The 17,543-nt window shown below is 52.5% G+C and carries 18 protein-coding genes; 12 read left to right on the plus strand and 6 right to left on the minus strand.

The features are described from left to right. Window positions 1-26: 26 nt before the first annotated feature. Window positions 27-278, minus strand: coding sequence for a YciN family protein (locus ACMWKA_RS10890; RefSeq protein ID WP_003856804.1), 252 nt, complete (start codon window positions 276-278; stop codon window positions 27-29). A gap of 399 nt (window positions 279-677) precedes the next feature. Here ACMWKA_RS10890 and topA point away from each other — a divergent pair, with 399 nt between their 5' ends. The 6 genes from topA (at window position 678) to acnA (ending at window position 8,166) form a co-directional block, all read left to right on the plus strand. Continuing rightward, entirely contained in the window at window positions 678-3,275 is a 2,598-nt protein-coding gene (gene topA / locus ACMWKA_RS10895; protein WP_038419681.1) for a type I DNA topoisomerase, read from the plus strand. A gap of 187 nt (window positions 3,276-3,462) precedes the next feature. Then, the gene (cysB, locus tag ACMWKA_RS10900; RefSeq protein ID WP_006175683.1) at window positions 3,463-4,437 is read left to right on the plus strand and encodes an HTH-type transcriptional regulator CysB; all 975 of its coding nucleotides are present in this window, start codon (window positions 3,463-3,465) and stop codon (window positions 4,435-4,437) included. Window positions 4,438-4,774: 337 nt separating this feature from the next. Further along, on the plus strand, window positions 4,775-4,915 hold the full coding sequence (locus ACMWKA_RS10905) for a YmiA family putative membrane protein (protein WP_213382645.1): 141 nt from the start codon (window positions 4,775-4,777) through the stop codon (window positions 4,913-4,915). A gap of 2 nt (window positions 4,916-4,917) precedes the next feature. Beyond that, window positions 4,918-5,088 carry a hypothetical protein gene (locus ACMWKA_RS10910; RefSeq protein ID WP_023620287.1) on the plus strand — a complete coding sequence of 57 codons (171 nt, stop codon included), beginning with the start codon at window positions 4,918-4,920 and terminating at the stop codon, window positions 5,086-5,088. 138 nt (window positions 5,089-5,226) lie between these two features. Next, window positions 5,227-5,325, plus strand: a complete 99-nt coding sequence (gene ymiC, locus ACMWKA_RS10915) for a small membrane protein YmiC (RefSeq protein ID WP_044159376.1) — start codon at window positions 5,227-5,229, stop codon at window positions 5,323-5,325. Between the two features lie 165 nt (window positions 5,326-5,490). Further along, complete coding sequence (gene acnA / locus ACMWKA_RS10920) at window positions 5,491-8,166, plus strand: aconitate hydratase AcnA (RefSeq protein ID WP_414760198.1); 2,676 nt, start codon at window positions 5,491-5,493, stop codon at window positions 8,164-8,166. Between the two features lie 44 nt (window positions 8,167-8,210). On the opposite strand, the gene ribA is transcribed toward acnA, so the two are convergent. Beyond that, on the minus strand, window positions 8,211-8,801 hold the full coding sequence (gene ribA / locus ACMWKA_RS10925; RefSeq protein ID WP_013096372.1) for a GTP cyclohydrolase II: 591 nt from the start codon (window positions 8,799-8,801) through the stop codon (window positions 8,211-8,213). Window positions 8,802-8,999: 198 nt separating this feature from the next. On the opposite strand from ribA, the gene pgpB reads away from it, so the two are divergent. From pgpB to yciH, 5 genes are all read left to right on the plus strand, one after another. Then, entirely contained in the window at window positions 9,000-9,767 is a 768-nt protein-coding gene (gene pgpB / locus ACMWKA_RS10930; RefSeq protein WP_028027956.1) for a phosphatidylglycerophosphatase B, read from the plus strand. A 148-nt stretch (window positions 9,768-9,915) separates the two neighbouring features. Beyond that, window positions 9,916-10,224: a LapA family protein gene (locus ACMWKA_RS10935; RefSeq protein ID WP_013096374.1), complete on the plus strand. Its 309-nt coding sequence runs from the start codon at window positions 9,916-9,918 to the stop codon at window positions 10,222-10,224. A gap of 6 nt (window positions 10,225-10,230) precedes the next feature. Beyond that, window positions 10,231-11,400 (plus strand): lipopolysaccharide assembly protein LapB, encoded by a 1,170-nt coding sequence (gene lapB / locus ACMWKA_RS10940; RefSeq protein WP_013096375.1) that lies wholly within the window; start codon window positions 10,231-10,233, stop codon window positions 11,398-11,400. A gap of 186 nt (window positions 11,401-11,586) precedes the next feature. After that, a complete protein-coding gene (gene pyrF / locus ACMWKA_RS10945; protein ID WP_414760199.1) occupies window positions 11,587-12,324 on the plus strand; it encodes an orotidine-5'-phosphate decarboxylase in 738 nt (245 codons plus the stop codon). Beyond that, a complete protein-coding gene (yciH, locus tag ACMWKA_RS10950; RefSeq protein ID WP_013096377.1) occupies window positions 12,324-12,650 on the plus strand; it encodes a stress response translation initiation inhibitor YciH in 327 nt (108 codons plus the stop codon). Before pyrF ends, yciH begins: the two co-directional genes overlap by 1 nt. A gap of 102 nt (window positions 12,651-12,752) precedes the next feature. On the opposite strand, the gene osmB is transcribed toward yciH, so the two are convergent. The 3 genes from osmB to ACMWKA_RS10965 all read right to left on the minus strand — a co-directional run bounded on the left by osmB (window position 12,753) and on the right by ACMWKA_RS10965 (window position 14,211). Continuing rightward, a complete protein-coding gene (gene osmB / locus ACMWKA_RS10955; RefSeq protein ID WP_008501216.1) occupies window positions 12,753-12,971 on the minus strand; it encodes an osmotically-inducible lipoprotein OsmB in 219 nt (72 codons plus the stop codon). A 261-nt stretch (window positions 12,972-13,232) separates the two neighbouring features. Continuing rightward, complete coding sequence (locus ACMWKA_RS10960; RefSeq protein ID WP_058660359.1) at window positions 13,233-13,985, minus strand: DNA-binding transcriptional regulator YciT; 753 nt, start codon at window positions 13,983-13,985, stop codon at window positions 13,233-13,235. Between the two features lie 43 nt (window positions 13,986-14,028). Continuing rightward, window positions 14,029-14,211 (minus strand): hypothetical protein, encoded by a 183-nt coding sequence (locus ACMWKA_RS10965; RefSeq protein ID WP_013096379.1) that lies wholly within the window; start codon window positions 14,209-14,211, stop codon window positions 14,029-14,031. Between the two features lie 193 nt (window positions 14,212-14,404). On the opposite strand from ACMWKA_RS10965, the gene ACMWKA_RS10970 reads away from it, so the two are divergent. Continuing rightward, on the plus strand, window positions 14,405-15,274 hold the full coding sequence (locus ACMWKA_RS10970) for a crotonase/enoyl-CoA hydratase family protein (RefSeq protein ID WP_414760200.1): 870 nt from the start codon (window positions 14,405-14,407) through the stop codon (window positions 15,272-15,274). Here the strand turns inward: ACMWKA_RS10970 and pdeR are convergent. Further along, window positions 15,271-17,262 (minus strand): cyclic di-GMP phosphodiesterase, encoded by a 1,992-nt coding sequence (pdeR, locus tag ACMWKA_RS10975; RefSeq protein WP_045294290.1) that lies wholly within the window; start codon window positions 17,260-17,262, stop codon window positions 15,271-15,273. The two genes, ACMWKA_RS10970 and pdeR, sit on opposite strands and share 4 nt — an antisense overlap. Window positions 17,263-17,543: the final 281 nt, after the last annotated feature.

Here is a 17,543-nt window from a genome sequence, read left to right on the forward strand (position 1 = left end):
GCGAGGCCAGAGCCTCGCGTTTTGCGTTAATCGACCAGGTGATATTTCTCTGAAAGCGTGTGCGCCAGGTATTTAAACATATTGAATACGGCGGTGCTTTTCGGGGTGGGTAACCCTTGTTCGTCAAGGAAGTATTCGCCGCTGAATACCAGCACGCCGTTACGTTGTTCCACGCCGGTCGCTTCAATGCCCGCCAGGGTGTCTTCATGGTCACGAATCAGCTTATTTGCTTCGATAAGCAGAGAGGCTCGATCAATGGGTTGGGTTGTATTCTGCATAATCCACTCCTTAAACAGTGACAATAGTCTACGCCGGGGGCGCTTTGGGGGCAAATTTTCCCTGTAATGTGAGGGGGTAAGGTGCCGTGACCTGGCTGGCAGGATTTGCTTTTGCATGCTAATAAAGTTGCGTAACGAATTTTATCAGGTAGAGTGTGCGCTTTCGTCATTCTGGCAACAGAATTGCTTGACATTCGACCGGGAATTCGTCACGAATTACATCCGATGTGAGAAAAATACCCGATAACTCAATCACCTGGGCGTTAATGCTTTGACGTTCAGTAAGACAAAGGGGTTGATATCCCCTGACGCAGTCGCAATATCAATGGCTCGTCGTCAGTGGAAGGGAAATCAACATGCGGCGTATTCCTGGAAGAATTAAATTAGGTAAAGGTGAATATGGGTAAAGCTCTCGTCATCGTTGAGTCCCCGGCAAAAGCCAAAACGATCAATAAGTATCTGGGTAATGACTACGTGGTTAAGTCCAGCGTCGGTCACATCCGCGATTTGCCGACCAGTGGCTCAGCCAGCAAAAAGAGCGCAGACTCTACCTCCACCAAAGGGGCTAAAAAGCCTAAAAAGGATGAACGTAGCGCGCTTGTCAACCGTATGGGTGTTAACCCATGGCATAACTGGGATGCACACTATGAAGTGCTGCCCGGCAAAGAAAAAGTCGTTAACGAGCTGAAGCAGCTTGCTGAAAAAGCAGACCACATTTATCTCGCAACCGACCTTGACCGCGAAGGGGAAGCCATTGCCTGGCACCTGCGGGAAGTGATCGGGGGTGACGACAAACGCTACAGCCGTGTAGTGTTTAACGAAATTACGAAGAATGCGATTCGTCAGGCGTTTGAGAAGCCGGGTGAACTGAATATCGACCGCGTAAACGCGCAGCAGGCACGCCGTTTTATGGACCGTGTCGTGGGTTACATGGTCTCTCCACTGCTGTGGAAAAAGATTGCCCGCGGTCTGTCCGCAGGGCGTGTACAGTCCGTTGCTGTGCGTCTGGTTGTTGAACGCGAGCGTGAGATCAAAGCCTTCGTCCCGGAAGAGTTCTGGGAAGTGGATGCCAATGTCACCACGCCGGGTGGAGATGCGCTGCCGCTGCAGGTGAGTCATCAGAATGACAAACCGTTCCGTCCTGAAAACCGTGAGCAGACCATGGCTGCCGTGGCGCTGCTGGAAAAAGCGCGCTACCAGGTTCTGGAGCGTGAAGACAAACCGACCAGCAGCAAACCTGGCGCACCGTTTATTACGTCTACGCTGCAACAGGCTGCGAGCACGCGCCTGGGTTATGGCGTGAAGAAAACCATGATGATGGCCCAGCGTCTGTATGAAGCGGGTTATATCACCTATATGCGTACTGACTCGACAAACCTGAGCCAGGATGCCGTCAACATGGTGCGCGGCTACATCAGTGACAACTTCGGTAAGAAATACCTGCCAGCGAGTGAAAACCAGTACGCCAGCAAGGAGAACTCACAGGAAGCGCACGAAGCCATTCGTCCTTCTGACGTCTCCGTGTTAGCCGAATCGCTGAAAGATATGGAAGCCGATGCCCAGAAACTGTATCAGCTTATCTGGCGTCAGTTCGTGGCGTGTCAGATGACACCAGCACAGTATGACTCCACTACTCTGACCGTTGGTGCGGGTGATTTCCGCCTGAAAGCGCGTGGCCGTATCCTGCGCTTCGATGGCTGGACAAAAGTGATGCCTGCGCTGCGTAAGGGTGATGAAGACAGAACCCTGCCTGCGGTAAACAAAGGGGATGAGCTCTCTCTGGTTGATCTCGTGCCTGCCCAGCACTTCACCAAGCCGCCAGCGCGTTTCAGCGAAGCGTCTCTGGTTAAAGAGCTGGAAAAACGCGGTATTGGCCGTCCGTCCACCTATGCGTCGATTATTTCGACCATTCAGGACCGCGGTTACGTTCGTGTTGAAAACCGTCGTTTCTATGCGGAAAAAATGGGTGAGATCGTCACTGACCGCCTGGAAGCCAACTTCCGCGAACTGATGAACTACGACTTCACCGCGCAAATGGAAGACAGCCTCGATCAGGTTGCCAGCCATCAGGCCGAGTGGAAAAAGGTTCTCGACAGCTTCTTCAGCGACTTTACCAACCAGCTTGAAAAAGCGGAAAAAGATCCTGAAGAGGGGGGCATGCTGCCGAATCAGATGGTCCTGACCAGCATCGACTGCCCAACCTGCGGCCGTAAAATGGGGATCCGTACTGCCACTACCGGCGTTTTCCTCGGCTGTTCTGGCTATGCGCTGCCGCCGAAAGAACGCTGCAAAACCACCATTAACCTGGTACCTGAGAACGAAGTGCTCAACGTGCTGGAAGGTGATGATGCGGAAACCAACGCCCTGCGTGCAAAACGTCGCTGTAAGAAATGCGGCACCGCGATGGACAGCTACCTCATCGATCCAAAACGTAAATTGCACGTCTGCGGTAATAACCCGACCTGCGATGGATATGAGATCGAAGAGGGTGAGTTCCGCATTAAAGGTTACGACGGTCCTATCGTTGAGTGTGAGAAGTGTGGTTCTGAGATGCACCTGAAAATGGGGCGCTTCGGTAAATACATGGCATGTACCAACGACGAGTGTAAGAACACGCGTAAAATCCTGCGTAACGGTGAAGTCGCGCCGCCGAAGGAAGATCCGGTTCCGCTGCCAGAGTTGCCGTGCGAGAAGTCCGACGCTTACTTCGTGCTGCGTGATGGTGCTGCCGGCGTGTTCCTTGCGGCAAACACCTTCCCTAAATCGCGCGAAACCCGCGCGCCACTGGTGGAAGAGTTGTACCGTTTCCGCGACCGCCTGCCTGAGAAACTGCGCTATCTGGCCGATGCGCCACAGCAGGATCCGGAAGGCAATAAAACCGTTGTGCGTTTTAGCCGTAAAACGAAGCAGCAGTATGTTGCGGCGGAGAAAGACGGCAAGGCAACCGGCTGGTCAGCATTCTTTGTTGATGGCAAATGGGTTGAAGGCAAGAAATAATCTTTCCTTACCGTAACTTACCTGTGAAAGGGCCGGACTTCCGGCCCTTTTTTATTACCTTGTTATTATTTTTTGTTCCGTACTATACAGTCAGGCTATAAATGATATAGTGGTTATAGTTAACCCTTTTCTTATTATCAAATCGTCTTAAGCGATTGACCGCATGCGCTAAATCGGATGGTCTGGCATGAAATTACAGCAGCTTCGTTATATTGTTGAGGTGGTAAACCACAACCTTAACGTCTCTTCTACCGCTGAGGGGCTATATACCTCTCAGCCGGGTATCAGCAAGCAGGTCCGCATGCTGGAAGATGAGTTAGGTATTCAGATTTTTGCTCGTAGCGGTAAACACCTCACCCAGGTGACGCCAGCAGGGCAGGAGATTATCCGCATCGCGCGGGAGGTTCTCTCTAAAGTCGACGCCATTAAATCGGTGGCGGGAGAGCATACCTGGCCGGATAAAGGGTCGCTGTATATTGCCACCACCCATACCCAGGCACGCTATGCGCTGCCGGGCGTTATTAAGGGCTTTATTGAGCGCTATCCACGTGTTTCTCTCCATATGCATCAGGGCTCGCCGACGCAAATCGCTGAGGCGGTTTCGAAGGGTAATGCGGACTTTGCTATCGCAACCGAAGCGCTGCATCTGTATGACGATCTGGTTATGCTGCCGTGTTATCACTGGAACCGTTCTATTGTCGTCACGCCCGATCACCCGTTAGCCGGTAAAGGGTCGGTCACTATTGAAGAGCTGGCGCAATATCCCTTAGTGACGTATACCTTCGGCTTCACCGGGCGCTCCGAGCTTGATACTGCATTCAATCGTGCAGGATTAACGCCGCGTATCGTTTTCACCGCAACCGATGCTGACGTGATTAAGACCTACGTGCGGCTTGGACTGGGGGTAGGGGTGATTGCCAGCATGGCGGTTGATCCCGTATCCGACCCTGACCTCGTGCGTCTTGATGCGCATGATATTTTCAGCCATAGCACCACTAAGATTGGTTTCCGTCGCAGTACCTTCCTGCGTAGCTATATGTATGATTTTATTCAGCGCTTTGCCCCACATTTAACGCGCGACGTGGTCGATACGGCCGTGGCATTACGTTCAAATGAAGATATCGAAGAGATGTTTAAAGACATCAAACTTCCGGCAAAATAATCACTCCCGGTATCTTTCCGCCCAGGAAAGATACCGAAATAACCTCTCAAAGCTAAATTAGAATTATCATCATCTGCACTTAACTGCCGTATAATGTCATTAACCATTTATTTAGTGTGGTTATAATGTCGTGAATTGGCGACAAAAGTAGAACTAATTTTTGGCTTCGCAAATATTTCCTTTCAAATATTTATTTCTGGTCAAAAGAATGAATATTTCCCATCAATAGATACGTAAATTCACTGGCTTTTCGGCTAAAGTTTCTTTAGGATTTATCTCAACAGATGATTAATTGTACCAATTGTTTGGTCTCTAAATGATAAGCGATATCGATTGTATGAGGTTAGCAATGCCTTCAGGAAGTGAAGAACCGCAAAGGGATCCTGCGCTCAAGCGTAAAGCCTGGTTGGCGGTCTTTCTCGTCTCCGCCTTGTTTTGGGTGGTGGTTGCTTTCCTGGCCTGGAACTATTGGGGTTGAATATGGCAGTGACGGTACGTACAGAAACAGTTAAACAGATGTGTCAGCTTCGTGACAGGGGCCACAAAGTGCGCAAAGCACCTGCCACTGCCGTACCCGCGTCCTGGAAACTGACGCCGCAACAGCAAGCGTTTATTGATGTGTTCGCAGAAGACGAACCCAAAAAACAATAATTTACTTAATTGCGTAATGATGCAAATAGTCTGAATAAAGGCTCAATGCATTTGTACTCTTTAATAAATACACATCAGCAATATTGAACTGAGGGCAGACCTCGGAACCTTTAATAAATAATGCCTGGTGTCCCTATGATGAATAACATGATGTCTATGAAATACTGGTCATGGCTCGGCGTTTTTTCCGCGTCGATTCTGTTCTGGTCACAGCTTATCTGGCTGGCCCTCCACTAAATCGTAAAACCTCGCTACGGCGGGGTTTTTTGTTTTCTCCCCCGCACTGGAACATTCCTGGATTTATCATTTCGGGTTGTTATCAAAACGTTACGACATCTTTGTGTTATCTTTAATTACAGCCCTGATGATTGTCAGGACATCTCTGTAATTAAGGAGGAGCTTATGTCGGTAACCCTACGCGAAGCCAGTAAGGACACATTACAGGCAGAAAATAAAACCTGGCACTACTACAGCCTGCCGCTGGCAGCCAGGACGCTTGGGGACATTTCGCGTTTACCCAAGTCCTTGAAAGTTTTACTGGAAAACCTCTTACGCTGGCAGGATGGTGATTCCGTCACCCTTGAAGATATCCAGGCACTGGCAGGGTGGCTTAAGCATGCCCATGCTGACAGAGAAATTGCCTATCGACCGGCAAGGGTCCTGATGCAGGACTTTACCGGGGTCCCTGCTGTGGTTGACCTTGCGGCAATGCGCGAAGCGGTGAAGCGCCTTGGCGGCGATACCGCTAAAGTAAATCCGCTCTCTCCCGTTGATCTCGTTATCGACCACTCTGTCACCGTGGACCACTTTGGTGACGACGATGCCTTTGGCGAAAACGTACGTCTGGAAATGGAGCGTAACCACGAACGTTACGTCTTTCTGAAGTGGGGGCAGCAGGCCTTTAGCCGCTTTAGCGTCGTTCCGCCCGGTACGGGTATCTGCCACCAGGTGAATCTTGAATACCTGGGCAAAGCGGTCTGGAGTGAATTGCAGGATAAAGAGTGGGTGGCCTATCCGGATACTCTGGTGGGCACCGATTCGCACACCACCATGATTAACGGCCTGGGCGTTCTGGGCTGGGGCGTTGGCGGAATTGAAGCCGAAGCGGCCATGCTTGGCCAGCCGGTATCGATGCTGATCCCTGATGTGGTGGGCTTTAAGCTTACCGGCAAACTGTCGGAAGGCATTACCGCCACCGACCTGGTACTTACCGTTACGCAGATGCTGCGTAAGCATGGTGTGGTGGGTAAATTTGTCGAATTCTACGGTGACGGGCTGGATTCATTACCGCTTGCCGACCGTGCCACCATCGCCAACATGGCGCCGGAGTATGGCGCAACCTGCGGCTTTTTCCCCATCGATACTGTCACGCTGGAATATATGCGCCTGAGTGGCCGTAGCGAAGAGCAGGTGGCGCTGGTTGAAGCGTATACCAAAGCGCAGGGGATGTGGCGTAACCCGGGCGATGAACCGGTATTTACCAGCACACTTGAACTGGATATGGGAACCGTCGAGGCGAGCCTGGCGGGGCCAAAACGTCCACAGGATCGGGTGGCGTTGAGTGACGTACCGAAAGCCTTTGCCGCCAGTAATGAACTGGAGGTTAACACGGCGAAAAAAGACCACCGCCCAATCGACTATGTCCTGAACGGACATCAGTATCAGCTTCCGGATGGTGCGGTTGTCATTGCAGCCATAACCTCCTGTACAAACACGTCGAACCCCAGCGTGCTGATGGCCGCCGGTCTGCTGGCGAAGAAAGCGGTAGAGCTGGGGCTTAAGCCACAGCCGTGGGTAAAAGCCTCTCTGGCACCGGGCTCCAAAGTGGTTTCAGATTACCTTGCACGGGCCAGATTAACGCCGTATCTGGATGAGCTGGGCTTTAACCTGGTGGGGTACGGTTGCACCACCTGTATCGGGAACTCGGGTCCGTTACCTGAACCGATTGAGATGGCGATCAAGCAGGGCGATCTCACCGTCGGGGCCGTTCTCTCCGGTAACCGAAACTTTGAAGGCCGTATTCATCCGCTGGTCAAGACCAACTGGCTGGCGTCTCCACCGCTGGTTGTGGCATACGCTCTGGCCGGGAATATGAATATCAACCTGGTCACCGATCCGATTGGCCACGATCGCAAGAATGATCCGGTCTATCTGAAGGATATCTGGCCATCTGCCCGGGAAATTGCATTGGCCGTAGAGAAAGTTTCTACCGAAATGTTCCGCAAAGAGTATGCGGAGGTATTTGAAGGTACGCCGGAATGGAAGGCCATCGACGTCGTGGGTTCAGATACCTATGACTGGCAGGATGATTCGACCTATATCCGCCTGTCGCCGTTCTTCGATGAGATGCTGGCTGAACCTGCACCGCTGCAGGATATCCACGGCGCGCGCATACTGGCGATGCTGGGAGACTCTGTCACCACGGACCACATTTCGCCAGCGGGAAGCATCAAAGCCGACAGTCCAGCAGGCCGTTACCTGCAGAGCCGGGGCGTGGAGCGCCGGGATTTCAACTCCTACGGCTCGCGTCGTGGTAACCATGAAGTGATGATGCGCGGCACGTTTGCCAATATCCGTATCCGCAATGAAATGGTGCCGGGCGTGGAAGGGGGCATGACGCGACATTTGCCGGGGAGCGACGTGATCTCAATTTATGACGCCGCCGTCAAATACCAGCAGGAAGGCACGCCGCTGGCGGTTATCGCCGGGAAAGAGTACGGCTCTGGCTCCAGCCGTGACTGGGCGGCGAAAGGCCCGCGTCTGCTTGGGGTTCGGGTGGTGATTGCCGAATCGTTTGAACGTATCCACCGTTCAAACCTGATAGGGATGGGGATCCTGCCACTCGAATTCCCGCAGGGCGTCACCCGTAAAACGCTGGGACTCACCGGGGAAGAGCTGATTGACATCAGCGGCCTGCAAAATCTGCAGCCGGGTAAAACGGTGCCGGTGAAATTAACGCGCGCAGACGGTAAAACAGAGGTGCTCGACTGCCGGTGTCGTATCGATACGGCAACAGAACTCACCTATTACCAGAACGACGGCATTCTACATTACGTGATTCGTAAGATGCTGGACTGATGGAGCCAGCCCGGCACGCGAGGGCGTTGCCGGGCACTTTGCGATCACTCGCTCAGCAGATGCCCCATTTTGGCGGCTTTGGTATCGAGGTAGTGCGCGTTTTTTGGGTTACGTCCCACAATGAGCGGTACGCGCTCAACGATATTGATCCCCGCTTCGGTCAGAATTTCGACTTTTTTCGGGTTGTTAGTCAGCAGGCGTACTTCATCCACGCCCAGCAGCTTAAACATATCCGCACACAGCGTGAAATCGCGCTCATCGGCAGCGAAGCCGAGCTGGTGGTTTGCTTCTACCGTGTCGTACCCCTGGTCCTGCAGCGCGTAGGCGCGGATTTTATTCAGCAGGCCAATATTGCGCCCTTCCTGGCGGTGATAAAGCAGCACACCGCGACCCTCTTCGGCAATATGAGAGAGCGCTGCCTCCAGCTGGAAACCGCAATCACAGCGCAGGCTGAACAACGCATCGCCGGTCAGACACTCCGAATGAACGCGAGAAAGTACCGGGGTTTGTCCTGAAATGTCGCCGTACACCAGCGCGACGTGATCCTGTCCGGTCGCCAGTTCTTCAAATCCCACCATCAGGAAATCGCCCCATGGGGTTGGCAGTTTGGCTTCTGCCACACGTTTAAGCTGCATGTGATTCTCCAGAGTAGGCTGACACGTTTCGTGTCTTCCGCCTGTTTTTGCTTTCTGTATCCGTTCATTTTGCCACAAGCTCAGCAGGTTCGCCTAATGGCTGCCATGCTATACGAACGTTAAACGCACGATCCGACATATCCACCCGTCGGATGAATTTCAGTTATGATTGTGACGCTTAGCGAAAAAGGAGAAGACATGCTTTCAATCGCCAGACGAACGGCAGCAGGTGCGGCCATATTGTTGATAATGCCATTAGCCGTTTGGGTATCAGGCTGGATGTGGCAGCCCGGGCACAATACCCTGTGGCTGAAAACGTTATACTGGATAACAGAGACGGTCACCCAGCCATGGGGCATTATTACTCATGTAGTGCTTTGCGCCTGGTTTTTGTGGTGCCTGCGCTTTCGTCTCCGCGCAGCGCTGGTGCTCTTTGCTATCCTCGGTGGGGCGATTCTTGTTGGCCAGGGGGTAAAATCCTGGGTGAAAGGCCATGTGCAGGAGCCGCGGCCTTTTGTGGTCTGGCTGGAAAAAACGCATCATGTTCCGGTGAATGAGTTCTACAATTTAAAACGTAAAGATCGCGGTGCGCTGGTGAAAGAACAGCTTGCGGAACAGCAGGATATCCCGACGTTTTTACGTAAACACTGGCAAAAAGAGACCGGCTTTGCGTTTCCATCCGGGCACACCATGTTCGCCGCCAGTTGGGCACTTCTTGCCGTCGGCCTTTTATGGCCGCGGCGTCGGACTGTCACTATCGCCATTTTACTGGTCTGGGCGACGGGGGTGATGGGGAGCCGTCTACTGCTGGGCATGCACTGGCCACGCGATTTAGTGGTGGCGACGCTCATTTCATGGCTGCTTGTTACCCTTGCCACCTGGCTGGCTGAACGGCTCTGCGGTCCGTTAACGCCGCCGCCGGAAGAGAAAGAAGAGATCGCCGAAAGGGAGCACAGTGGCGTCTGAAGGTTGATTTTGCGCATTCAGCCCATAAATCCATGACGGGCGCGTCACTTTTTCCGTTTCGCGCCCGTCGCTAAAATGGTAGTTTATAAGGCTGATTGCGGTAAGTTGAACACACTTTATTCGCTTGAACCACATAACGGGAAGTAATGTGAAATATTTACTCATTTTCTTACTGGTATTGGCGATTTTTGTCATTTCAGTCACATTGGGTGCACAAAACGATCAACAGGTGACGTTTAACTATCTGCTGGCGCAGGGCGAGTATCGGGTTTCGAGCCTGCTGGCGGTCTTGTTCGCAGCGGGTTTCGCTATCGGCTGGCTGGTTTGCGGTCTGTTCTGGTTAAAAGTACGTGTTTCGCTTGCGCGCGCTGAACGTAAAATTAAACGCCTCGAACATCAAATTGCGCCTGCGTCCGACATCCCGGAAAGCTCTGGTGTGCCGGTCGTCAAGGAATAATCGAATATGCTGGAGTTGTTGTTTCTGCTTTTGCCTGTAGCCGCTGCCTATGGCTGGTATATGGGCCGCAGAAGTGCGCAACAAACAAAACAGGATGAGGCGAACCGACTCTCCCGCGACTACGTTGCAGGGGTGAACTTCCTCCTGAGCAATCAACAGGACAAAGCGGTCGACCTGTTCCTCGACATGTTAAAAGAGGACACAGGGACCGTTGAAGCACACCTGACCCTGGGCAACCTGTTCCGCTCGCGCGGCGAGGTTGACCGTGCCATTCGTATTCACCAGACCCTCATGGAAAGCGCCTCGTTAACTTACGATCAGCGTCTGCTGGCAGTACAACAGCTGGGCCGCGATTACATGGCGGCGGGGTTGTATGACCGTGCGGAAGACATGTTCTCGCAACTGGTGGATGAAACAGATTTCCGCATAGGCGCGCTGCAGCAGCTGCTGCAGATTTACCAGGCCACCAGTGACTGGCAGAAAGCCATTGATACCGCTGAACGTCTGGTCAAGCTGGGTAAAGACAAACAGCGCGTCGAGATAGCCCATTTTTACTGCGAACTGGCCCTGCAGCAGATGGGGAACGACGACATGGACAAAGCCATGGCGTTGCTGAAAAAAGGGGCCGCCGCAGACCGCAACAGCGCGCGTATTTCCATCATGATGGGGCGCGTGTTTATGGCGAGTGGCGACTATGCCAAAGCCGTTGAAAGCCTGCTGCGCGTCATTGATCAGGACAAAGAGCTGGTCAGTGAAACCCTTGAAATGCTGCAGACCTGTTATCAACAGCTGGGTAAACAGGATGAGTGGGTAGCGTTCCTGCGCCGCTGCGTGGAAGAGAACACCGGAGCCACTGCGGAGCTGATGCTTTCCGACGTAGTGGAGCAGCATGAGGGCAGCGACACGGCGCAGGTTTATATTACGCGTCAGCTGCAGCGTCATCCTACCATGCGGGTTTTCCATAAGCTGATGGATTACCACCTGAACGATGCAGAAGAAGGGCGTGCTAAAGAGAGCCTGATGGTGCTGCGTGACATGGTGGGCGAACAGGTGCGTAGCAAGCCGCGCTACCGCTGTCAGAAGTGTGGTTTTACCGCGTATACGCTGTACTGGCACTGTCCTTCGTGCCGGGCCTGGTCAACCATCAAGCCCATTCGCGGTCTCGATGGACAGTAATTTTTTTAAAACACCTCACTTTAGTTACAACATACTTATCACTTTTATAATCCCGTTCAGCATCGTGCGGTTTGCCAGCCTGACAGGGAATAAAACGATCCTGTCAATTTGTGGCGCTGGCAGGTAGAATGCACGCCGTTTATCTGTTCCGCGCCGCTGCGCGCCCATAGACGAAAAGGGCTGGTCATGACGTCTGTTACTTCCTCCACTTACCGCGTAGTTACTGATTCTCCTGTTGTTGTTGCTCTTGATTACAATAAACGTGACGCTGCTCTGGCTTTTGTCGACGGTATTGATCCTCGCGACTGTCGCCTTAAAGTGGGCAAAGAGATGTTTACGTTATTTGGACCACAAATCGTACGCGATCTGCAACAGCGCGGTTTTGACGTTTTCCTCGACCTCAAATTCCATGATATTCCAAACACCACGGCGCACGCCGTTGCCGCGGCTGCCGAGTTGGGTGTATGGATGGTTAACGTGCATGCATCGGGTGGGGCGAGAATGATGACAGCCGCGCGTGAAGCGCTTCTGCCGTTTGGCAGCGACGCCCCCTTGTTGATTGCGGTAACGGTGCTGACCAGCATGGACGAAAATGACCTGCGTGACCTCGGTGTGATGTTGTCACCGGCTGAACATGCAGAACGTCTTGCGCGGCTGACGCAGAATTGCGGCCTGGACGGTGTTGTCTGTTCCGCGCAGGAAGCGGTGCGTTTCAAAACGGAGCTGGGCCAGAATTTCAAACTGGTCACGCCGGGTATTCGCCCAGCGGGCAGCGAGGCTGGCGATCAGCGCCGTATTATGACCCCTGAGCAGGCGCTGGCGGCAGGCGTGGATTACATGGTCATCGGCCGTCCGGTGACACAATCTGCCAATCCGGCAGAGACGCTTAAGGCGATCAACGCATCACTGAAAAAGGGGGCGTAATGACCGACTCAAACAGCCGTCTGGTCTATTCAACCGAAACCGGGCGCATTGATGAACCGAAAGCGAAAGCAGAGCGCCCGAAAGGCGACGGTATTGTCCGTATCCAGCGCCAGACCAGCGGGCGTAAAGGTAAGGGTGTTTGCCTTATCACGGGTATCGATCTGGATGATGCAGAACTGGCGAAACTGGCGGCTGAACTGAAAAAGAAATGTGGCTGCGGCGGTGCCGTCAAAGACGGGATAATCGAAATCCAGGGTGATAAACGCGATGTCATTAAATCGCATCTCGAAGCCAAAGGGATGAAAGTAAAACTGGCGGGCGGCTAAAATAAATGAGCCACGGTATTTACCGTGGCTCTTGTTTTATACGTGCGTAAGTCAGACCTGAAATGCGATAAATATCGCGATGCCCATCAGGGCGTATAATAATTATTTGCCGACCTGGTGACCGATAATACCACCAACAGCAGCACCACCTAATGTACCCAGCGTACTACCGTCTGTTAATACTGCACCACCCAGTGCACCAGCACCGGCACCAATAGCGGTGTTACGGTCACGTTTAGACCAGTTAGAGCATGCGCTCAGGGACATTGCTACAGTGATTGCCAGAACAGCGGCGGCTAATTTTTTGCTGGTTAAGGTCATAATACTTTCTCCTGAATTATCGATTCACGGAAAGATGCACGCTTTAAGTATAGACTAAACGAATACTTAAATTCTGTTCTCCGTGAAAGCTGGTCGCGCAGGTGTTACGTCATCACGCAGGTGATAGTCACTTCCTGTTATATCGCTAACATTAATTTTACGTCTTCAGGGTCAGTTAAACAGGTAAAAACTCTTAAAGGGGGGTTAGGATTCCTCTCAGAGAGAGGTTAAGAGGCGCCTGAAATTCAGGCGCTCGCGGACTCAGGCGGGTTTTTTAATAATGTCGACGATAAGTCCGTCTTCCTGGAGTTTATTCCGATGTGCTTCGCTCAGACGGTCATCGGTAATTACGCGGCTGAACCGGGATATTGGCCCCATTGTATAAGGATGGACCGCGCCAAATTTTGAACTGTCGGTCAGCACGATTGCCTCACACTCTTTTTCCAGTACCGCGTTCACAACGTCTGAACGCATCATATCCCTGCCGGTAAAGCCGGTTTCAGGCTGCCAGCCGTCAATACCGATGAAGGCCTTGCTGAAATGCACCTGCTGAACGTACTGACGCGTCAGCGGGCCGACCATACTCTCACTTTTTTTCTGATAGATACCGCCCAGCAGGATGACCTCGCAGCGTGTCTCCTTCAACAAGTGAGCGATATAGCTACTGACGGTAATGATGGTGATGTCTTTTTGCTCGGCCAGGGTGCGGGCCAGAAGGGCGTTGCTACTGCCGTTCTCAATAAAGACCGTTTCGCCATTGTTCACTAAGGACGCGGCAAACTCAGCCAGCTCACGTTTGAGGGCATAGTTATTCATCATGCGGGTTTCTACGTCCTCGCTGTCCAGCGGGACCGCATACCCATGCGCACGACGCAGGTAGCTCTGTTTTTCGAGTAGATTCAGATCCTGACGGATGGTGACTTCAGAAACGCCTGTCGTTTTAGCGAGATCGACGACGCTCACGCGCCCCTGATCGATGACCATCTGCAAAATGATTTGTTGTCGGGAATTCATAGCATCCATTTAATAAAGCGAAACGAGGGCGGATAGGGCGTGGTTAAACTTCCCACGGGGCTTTTGGCTGTCTGTTTTCTGACGCGGTTTCGGCGCCAGTCTGAGCCAGAAGTTCAGACTTCAGGATCTCAAGGTTACGGATCGCAGAGTGATAATCGCCCGCCACCAGTATATCCAGCACGGTATCAATTCGTTGGGCTACGGCCTGCGCATCAATGTTAGACATAATCTCATCCTGGGTACGAAAAGTTAATATTTTCAATGATGCAGAAAATAGATTCAAAAGAGAAGGGAAAAAATGCAATAACTAAATTACATAAATGAAAGTAATAAATTTATTCCCCCGCATGCAGCGTGATGAATGAGTGGATTAGTCTAAAACTGCGCGCAAGGCGCTTTTTTATATGAGGAATTAGACTATGACAGTTATCAATCAGGCTACCTGCACACTGTTTACCGATACTGAACGTTTCACTCAGTTGTCCGGGTATTATGAGGAGGAGCGCCGCACAGTCTGGATGATGTTGCGGGCGCAGCCACGACCTTGCTTCAACCATGCGTTAATCGAAGAGATCATGAACCTCTCCTGGCTCGTTCGCCAGTCCGGGTTTGCGGTCGATTTTTGGGTTACCGGTTCGCTGGTGCCCGAGATGTACAGTGCGGGAGGTGATTTACAGTTCTTTGTCGAATGTATCCAAAACGGACGCCGCGAAGCGTTAAGAGCCTATGCCCGTGCCTGCGTGGACTGCGTTCATGCGGCGTCACGGGGGTTTGATACGGGGGCTATTACCCTGGCGATGGTCGAAGGCAGTGCGTTAGGGGGCGGATTCGAAGCCGCGCTGGCGCACCACTTTGTGCTGTCCCAGCGCGATGCCCGCTTAGGCTTCCCTGAGATCGCCTTCAACCTTTTCCCCGGCATGGGGGGGTACTCGCTGGTTGCTCGCCGCTCAGGCATGAAGCTGGCGGAGGAGCTCATCTACAAAGGGGAGTCTCATACGGCAGAATGGTATGAACAGCATGGGTTAGTGGATGTCCTGTTCGAACCTGGACAAAGTTACGTCTCCGTCAGAACGTTCATTGACACGCTGCGGCCGAAGATGAACGGCGTAAAGGCGATGTTACGCGCCCGTACCCGCGTGCTGCAGCTGCCTCGCAGCGAGCTGATGGATATCACGGAAGATTGGGTTGACGCTGCGTTCTGCCTTGAACCAAAAGATATCGCCTATATGGAGCGTCTGGTCATGCTGCAAAACCGCCACCAGGCGGCGGGTTTACGCAAAGCCAGTTAGTGCTGTTTACGCGCCTGATATCGCTTTAGCCATCGCTCGAATGCGGCAGCGGGCATGGGCTTAGCAAAGAGAAAACCCTGCCGTTCGTTGACGCCGTTCTTAGTCAGAAAGGCGTCTTCTTTTGCGTTCTCCACACCTTCGGCAATGACCTGCAAATTAAGCGCCTGTGCCACCGCGACGATGGCCCGCACCAGCGACTGGGAAATAGACTGTTTATGAATATCCCGGACAAATGACTGATCGAGTTTTATCGCATCGATGGGGAAGCGTGCCAGCTGCGACAAAGACGAGTAGCCGGTACCAAAATCGTCCAGATGGATTTGCGCACCAAGCTGGCTGAACTGCTGGATCACCGACAGCGCCAGCTCTTCGTTTTCAATGAGGCAGCTTTCCGTTAACTCAACGTCGATAGGGCAGTATTCAAAATCCAGATCCTTCAGGGCCTGTTTTAAGTCGCTGAAAATGGTTTGATCTGCCAGCTGACGGGCCGAGACGTTCACCGCCACGCGCAGGTTAATGCCTTTGTCGCGCCATTTCGCCACCTGGCGAACCACATCAAGCATGACCCAGCGGCCAAGCGGCACAATCAGCCCTGACTCCTCAGCATACGAGATAAACTCCAGCGGAGGAATTAACCCGCGTTCTGGTGATTGCCAGCGCACCAGCGCTTCAAGGCTTCTGACTTCACCGCGCCAGGTGACTTTAGGCTGGTAGTGGATCAGCAGTTGATCGTTATCCAGCGCTTTGCGCAGGTTGGTATCCAGCCAGAGATACTCAAACACGCGCTGGTTCATTTCCGGCGAGAAGACGCAGAACTTACCCCGGCCGTTCTCTTTTGCGGTGTACATGGCGGTATCGGCATTGCGGATGACGCTTTCCCGATCGTTACCGTGCTGCGGGGCGAGGGCGATACCTAACGAGCAACCGGTGTAAATTTCAATCAAACCAATTCTGAACGGCTGGCGCAGACGGGTCAGAATGCGTGATGCCATCGCTTCCAGAGAACCCTGAGAGGTATTGGTGGCCATGACAATAAATTCATCGCCGCCGAGTCGCGCCAGCACCTGGCCTTCTTCCAGACAGCTCAGAATGGCCAGCGCGACCGCCTGTAATAACTGATCGCCAAACATGTGCCCGTAGGCGTCGTTCACCTTTTTGAAGTTATCGAGATCGAGATACACCACGCCAACCTGCGTCTCACCGCGGCTGTCGATGGCATCTGAAATCAGTTCGTGGATCGCGTTGCGGTTCGGCAACCCGGTGATGGTGTCGGTATTGGCCAGCACCCGCAGACGCTCCTGGGCGCGGCGCTCCTCCGTAATATCGGTGCCGGAACAGATAAGAAAAATTTCATTTTTACCGCTGCCGCTGTGGACAAATTTGTTTCTGAACAGAAACAACCGTTGTCCTTTTCGCGTTTTGATCCAGCGCTCGACTTCGTAAGAGCTGCCGTTGCGAAAGAAGCCGGTGATGTTGCGCTTAGAGGCTGCCGCTTCACTGCGGCTCATAAACAGCTTGAACACGTTCTGGCCGATAACTTCTTGTTCTTTCAGGCCGGTGTACTCCTCGCTCAGGCGGTTAAACCGCTGAATATTGCCGTTCTGATCGAGGATTACGATAACGGAGTTGGCTTCTGAAACCACTTGTTCCGCAAAGGACAGTCCCTGAGCAAGGTCCCGGGCTACGGAAGGCGTATCGTTCCACGCAGAGGCTGTTCCGGCCCACTCATCACGGGTTATTTTACGTCCGACAAGGTGAACAGGAACATCTTCGCCGTACAACGAGAGTGTCATAGAGATACTGGACGTAATAACGGTTAACTGGCGAATAAGTTCGGCCTGTTCATCATCCAGCGCCACCACCTGAGTGACATCGGCATTTTCGCTGGTAGAAAGGTGCAGAGCATTGCTGTCTGCTGTCAGTCGCCACCAGGGGCTGTGAGTTCCCATGTAACGAAACAGCAAATTCTGCTCCAGATCGTCCATCATGTTTTCTCCTGCAGCTACCTGTTAGCGCACAATTTATTCAGTTGTAATCGGCTTTTTCGAGGTAAGACCACGGCCAGACCGATGTGAACTTATTGTTTTTTCCCGGGTTTCTTATAATAAAACGAGTCAGGTAAAAAAGGATACTTAGCAAATAAAAATTCACGTAACCGAATATAACGGCACTCTTTTACTGTAGATAATTCTGGCGAATTTGGGCGGGGGAAGTCTGAAAATAGTAAGAAAAAATGAAGAATTTGCAGCGTGGCGTAAAAGAAAAAATT

This window comes from Enterobacter sp. 03-F-07-AD-ECC (assembly GCF_047530935.1).
Classification (GTDB): domain Bacteria; phylum Pseudomonadota; class Gammaproteobacteria; order Enterobacterales; family Enterobacteriaceae; genus Enterobacter; species Enterobacter cloacae.